This is a genomic window from Candidatus Clostridium eludens (assembly GCF_045310515.1).
In the GTDB taxonomy this organism is placed as follows: Bacteria; Bacillota; Clostridia; order Clostridiales; family Clostridiaceae; genus Clostridium_B; species Clostridium_B eludens.
The window spans coordinates 1-5,053 of sequence record NZ_JBJHZX010000095.1; the positions used below are offsets into that span (position 1 = coordinate 1).

The 5,053-nt window shown below is 32.5% G+C and carries 7 protein-coding genes; 3 read left to right on the forward strand and 4 right to left on the reverse strand.

Going from position 1 to position 5,053, the window contains the following annotated elements; genetic code table 11:
* Window positions 1–623: 623 nt before the first annotated feature.
* Window positions 624–2,114, forward strand: coding sequence for a group II intron reverse transcriptase/maturase (gene ltrA, locus ACJDU8_RS25020; RefSeq protein WP_406794906.1), 1,491 nt, complete (start codon window positions 624–626; stop codon window positions 2,112–2,114).
* Window positions 2,115–2,236: 122 nt separating this feature from the next.
* On the forward strand, window positions 2,237–2,494 hold the full coding sequence (locus ACJDU8_RS25025) for an integrase core domain-containing protein (RefSeq protein ID WP_406794907.1): 258 nt from the start codon (window positions 2,237–2,239) through the stop codon (window positions 2,492–2,494).
* A 249-nt stretch (window positions 2,495–2,743) separates the two neighbouring features.
* On the opposite strand, the gene ACJDU8_RS25030 is transcribed toward ACJDU8_RS25025, so the two are convergent.
* Entirely contained in the window at window positions 2,744–2,881 is a 138-nt protein-coding gene (locus tag ACJDU8_RS25030) for a hypothetical protein (protein ID WP_406794908.1), read from the reverse strand.
* A gap of 343 nt (window positions 2,882–3,224) precedes the next feature.
* Between ACJDU8_RS25030 and ACJDU8_RS25035 the strand changes: the two genes are divergently transcribed.
* Window positions 3,225–3,650, forward strand: coding sequence for a hypothetical protein (locus tag ACJDU8_RS25035; RefSeq protein WP_406794909.1), 426 nt, complete (start codon window positions 3,225–3,227; stop codon window positions 3,648–3,650).
* A 163-nt stretch (window positions 3,651–3,813) separates the two neighbouring features.
* On the opposite strand, the gene ACJDU8_RS25040 is transcribed toward ACJDU8_RS25035, so the two are convergent.
* From ACJDU8_RS25040 to ACJDU8_RS25050, 3 genes are all read right to left on the reverse strand, one after another.
* Window positions 3,814–3,996, reverse strand: coding sequence for a hypothetical protein (locus ACJDU8_RS25040; protein WP_406794911.1), 183 nt, complete (start codon window positions 3,994–3,996; stop codon window positions 3,814–3,816).
* Window positions 3,997–4,065: 69 nt separating this feature from the next.
* Window positions 4,066–4,539 (reverse strand): 3'-5' exonuclease, encoded by a 474-nt coding sequence (locus ACJDU8_RS25045; protein WP_406794913.1) that lies wholly within the window; start codon window positions 4,537–4,539, stop codon window positions 4,066–4,068.
* 235 nt (window positions 4,540–4,774) lie between these two features.
* Window positions 4,775–4,975 (reverse strand): hypothetical protein, encoded by a 201-nt coding sequence (locus ACJDU8_RS25050; protein WP_406794912.1) that lies wholly within the window; start codon window positions 4,973–4,975, stop codon window positions 4,775–4,777.
* Window positions 4,976–5,053: the final 78 nt, after the last annotated feature.

Here is a 5,053-nt window from a genome sequence, read left to right on the forward strand (position 1 = left end):
TTGATACAATTAATAAAGCTAAGAAAGACAGAGAGCTTGTTAGTCCTGTTATTATACATAGTGACAGGGGCAGTCAGGTGCGACAAGAAGTCGCGTAATACATTGTCGTAAGACTGCCCCATCCATTCGGGGTAACTCTATCGTGACTAGCGTGAATGGTAACGTTCGGGTTAGAAAGCTCACGAGACAATGTGGAAGTTCGAGTAGCCTAAGCTGGGACAACTGCTAGAGTAAGAATGCTATGGAGAACGTAAAGTGAATCATTGTAGGAATCGTTACGCTGGAGAAAGCGAAATAGGCTGAAACGCTTTGACCAAAATGGTAAGGAGTCGAGCAAAGGCCAACTGTTAAACCAATGCGAATGGATAAAGAACTTCCGGTTTAAAGATGACTCCTAAGGCATTTATAATTATGTATTATGTGGAACTTGGTAAACCCTATATGTTCCTCCATCGAGAGGTATCTAACCGTAAGGGGCGAAATGACATAGAGGGCAGAAGAAAAGGATAAAAAGCGAATGCTGATTTTGTAATGAAAACAGATAAGGGTTCAAAATTTGCCCTAATTCGAAAGAGTGCAGACTTATCCTATGGTATTTCTTAGCAGGAAAGGAGTATATATTTATGAATTTTAGTAATTCAACGACGGATAAAACCGAGAGACTAAAAGACACGAAATCACTTGAATTTCAATGGGAAACAATTGACTGGAAACAAGTTGAATTCGATGTTAATAGACTACAAACCCGAATCGCTAAGGCAACAAAAAAAGGGGACAATAATAAAGCCAAAAGATTACAATACTTATTAACCCACTCTTTTTCAGCTAAGGCTTATGCTGTAAGAAAAGTAACAACAAATAAAGGGAAGAATACGTCTGGAGTAGACAAAAAACTATGGTCTACCTCTGCTTCGAAGATGAAAGCTGTGCTTTCACTTACTGACAAAAACTATAAAGCAAAACCTTTAAGACGAGTATACATCGAAAAGAAAGGTAAAAAACAGAAACGTCCATTAGGTATACCAACAATGTATGATAGAGCAATGCAAACATTATATGCACTAGCGCTTGAGCCAATCACAGAAACAAAAGGTGACTCCATTTCCTTTGGATTTCGCCGTGGACGAAATGCAAAAGATGCCTGTGAGCAGATATTTTGTGTATTAGCTAGAAAGTGTTCTCCGACATGGATACTTGAAGGCGATATTAAAGGTTGCTTTGATAACATTAACCATGAATGGTTACAAAACAATATACCAATGGATAAAATTATTATGAAGCAGTTCCTAAAATCGGGATATATATATGAAGGAAAGCTGTTCCCAACGGAAACAGGGTCGCCACAAGGCGGTGCAATCTCGAGTATATATGCAAATATGACATTAGATGGACTCGAAAAAGTGATTCAAGATAAATATCATAGAAATTCAAAAGGTAAAATAGAAAATCATTACAGAGCCAAAACTAAAGTGAACTTGATTCGGTATGCTGATGATTTTGTTATTACTGCAAACTCAAAAGAAATTGCTGAAGAACTTAAAACTACTGTTAGTCAATTCCTCCAATCAAGAGGTCTAACACTATCAGAGGAAAAGACTACAATCACACATATCGACAAAGGGTTTGACTTTCTTGGCTGGACATTTAAGAAATACAGTGGGAAATTAATAGTTAAACCTTCTAAAAGTTCTATTAAAAACATAATTAGGAGGTGTTCCACAATAATCCTTAAGGAGGGGAAAGCTAGCACCCAATCTGACTTAATAAGAAGGCTTAATCAAGTTATAAGAGGTTGGACAAATTATCACAAACACGTGGTTGCTAGTAAATCCTTTTCAAATATTAACAACACCCTTTATCACTTACTACAGCAATGGGCAAAACATAAACACCCAAATAAGAACAAATGGTGGAGATTAAATAAATACTGGCATGAAAAAGGCTGGAAAAGATGGCTTTTCAAGACGGACGAGTACAATCTAATTAATTTGAGACGGATTAAAATCGTCAGATATCCAAAATTGCAGATCATAAAAACACCTTTCTTAGACAAGGACTATTTTGATAAAAGAAAGATAAAACTGCATACATTTTGTTGCTGCCTGAAAGGGTGAAGAAATGCTTGAGCCGTATGAGAGGGAAACTCTCACGTACGGTTCTTAGATGAGGGAAAGGGAGCAATCCCTTTTTCTTAATCGATTATGTGTCAAAAGAATATAAAAAGGCTGCTTCAAAAATGGTACTTAGTTATTCAAAGAAAGCTTATCCATGGGATAATGCCTGTATTGAATCTTTCCATGCAATTATTAAACGTGAATGGATAAATCGTTTTAGAATTAAAAATTACCATCATGCTTATATTCTTGTATTTGAGTATATTGAAGCATTTTATAATACTACAAGAATTCATAGTCATTGTAATTATATGTCACCAAATGAATTTGAAAAAGCATATGAAAAATTTAAAAGGATCAATATGTCCACAGCAAGTTAAAATATGGAAATAACTTAGGGTTTTTCTCATTTTAATTTGTACTTTTTCTTGACATAGTACCAACTGTTCCTTCTAAATATTGTAATTTCATCTCCACATTGTGCTTTCAATATTGCTGCATCCGATCCTTTTGCATACACAACTGGTTTTGTTGAAATTGTTGTTGATGTAGAAGAATTTCCATTACTTAATCCTGCTTCAGATTGTAATGCCAATAATTGTTCAATTACTTGGGCTGCTTCCTAACATTTACCTTGTACAGTTACTGCCATATACTATATGCTTAGCCGAAGTTGATGTATTTCCTGTAGTTGTTTGAGTAGATGTACTAGTTATTCCATTTTGTGCTGATACAAAAGCTAAATTTAAATCTGTTATAGAATCCATTGCATCATCTATATTATATCTAATAGTATCTACTATATTACTCCATCCTGAACCATATATTTCTTCTAATATATATATGTATCATTTTCCCACTGTTTATAGACATCTTTTATTAAATCTTTCATCATCTTATTGCCCATTAAACTCCCCCATTCATCTAATTTCTCATAAAGATTGTGTTAAGAATCCCACACTTTGTCGTTTTTCACAAAATCTAAAATATTTATTATATGAGTTTCACATTAATACGTCATTAAACAATCACATTTTTCAAGTATTATTTTCTTAAAGAGTACATCAAATAAAAAACTATCATTTAGTAAAAATTTTAGGAGGTAATAAAATGATAAAACTAAAATATAAATTAATTTCAGCTGTGATGCTTGCAGCACCATTACTAGTAAATACAGGAATTGCCACAACAGTCCATGCATCTGCTAATACACAACCTATAAGCTATAGTCAAACTCGTTACTCTTTTACAAGTTTTCAAGCTAAGTTAGATTCTTTAGTAAAAGCAGGAGTTATATCCAAAGCTCAAGAAAAATCAATATTGGATCAGTACCATAATGGTAAAATAGGTTCTAGAGCAAATTTAGATACTCAACTAGATGCTTTAATCTCATCAGGAGTTATACCTCACAGTAAAAAGGCACAAATATTAAATGGATTTACTGGTTGGGGTTCTAATTGGTATATAGCAGTACCTAACAGTGGAGGTCATAATACTCCAACTCCTAACGCAACAAACCCTGATAAGAATAAATAAAAACCTAATGCTTCAAAGTAGAATGCCCCAAAAGCTAGTGACTCAAGGCAAACTAACCAAAAAGTTAATACTCCAGCAGTAGTCACTCCACCTAGTACTTCAACTAATAATTGTGGAAAATAAACTTCTTTAATATCTTTTAAATGGAGATAATCTCATATGTTTATCTCCATATTCCTTCCTTTTTCATCCATACAACATGATTTTCTAATTTATCTTTTGTATTTGATTCTATCGTTCCATGTGACTGACCTATAGAAATACATTGTTTTATATATTCTTCGTAAATTTCTTTGATACTCTTATCCTGCTTTTTTACTATATCTGTCAACTTTTTACGACTCATAATTATTCCACCCTCTATATCTAAAGTTTATCTACTCAAATGGATGGAACAAATTTCTTCATATCGGTCTTATTTCTTTTCGATTGACAACTGTCCGCTGTAAAACACAGAATTATAAAATCTTCTTTCAATATTATCTAGAAACAATACATTTATATATTCGTTTTTCTTACCAGTTATTTTTCCCTGTCCAAAAACTTTGTGAGCCACACAATCCCCTACTTTTAAACTAAATTCTGGCTTAAAATCTTCTGAGCTCAGCAAATTGCATTCCCTTATAAATCTGGATACTTCTACTGCTTTGCCCTTTATAGTCCTGCTAAAACACAAATACAGATTATCTATAGCTCTTGTAATACCTACATAAAAAAGTCTTCTCTCCTCTTCTAGGTTATTTAAGATACTACTTGAGTGGGGAATTAATCCTTCACTACAGTTTATTATAAATACATTTTCAAACTCCATTCCCTTCACTCCATGAGATTCCAGAAGAGTTATATATGATTTGTTTATTTTGAGTTGTTTCCACTGATATGATTTAATTTTATTCCATACACTTTATCTAGTTTTTAGTATATACCTTATTATTATGCAATTCAATCATTTGTTGTAAATTTGTTCGTGGTTTACTTTATTTTTATTTACATAATATTTATACTGTATACTATAATTCTATTATATGTATTTCCTTAGTTTTATTTCTCAATAGAAAAAAAGACATCACACTTTTGCAACATCTTTAAACCATACACTTATTATTTCATGAAGATGTATACAATTAATGAAGCATTATCTTAACAACCTCACCCCTAAATAAAATTATTAATAGAGAAAGTACACAACATACTACCAAAATTAAAAATCTACGTTTCTTTTTCTTATAAAATACTGCTACTCCCAAAACTAAAACTAAAAAAGACCAAAGGTATACAAAATATCCTAGTGTTTGTTCCAAATTTCCCATTACTTGTTCCAACATTATCACCCCTCGTATAATAAGTTTATGGTCAGTTAAATAACTGCTATAGACTTATTTATTTTTTATATTTTGTATAGA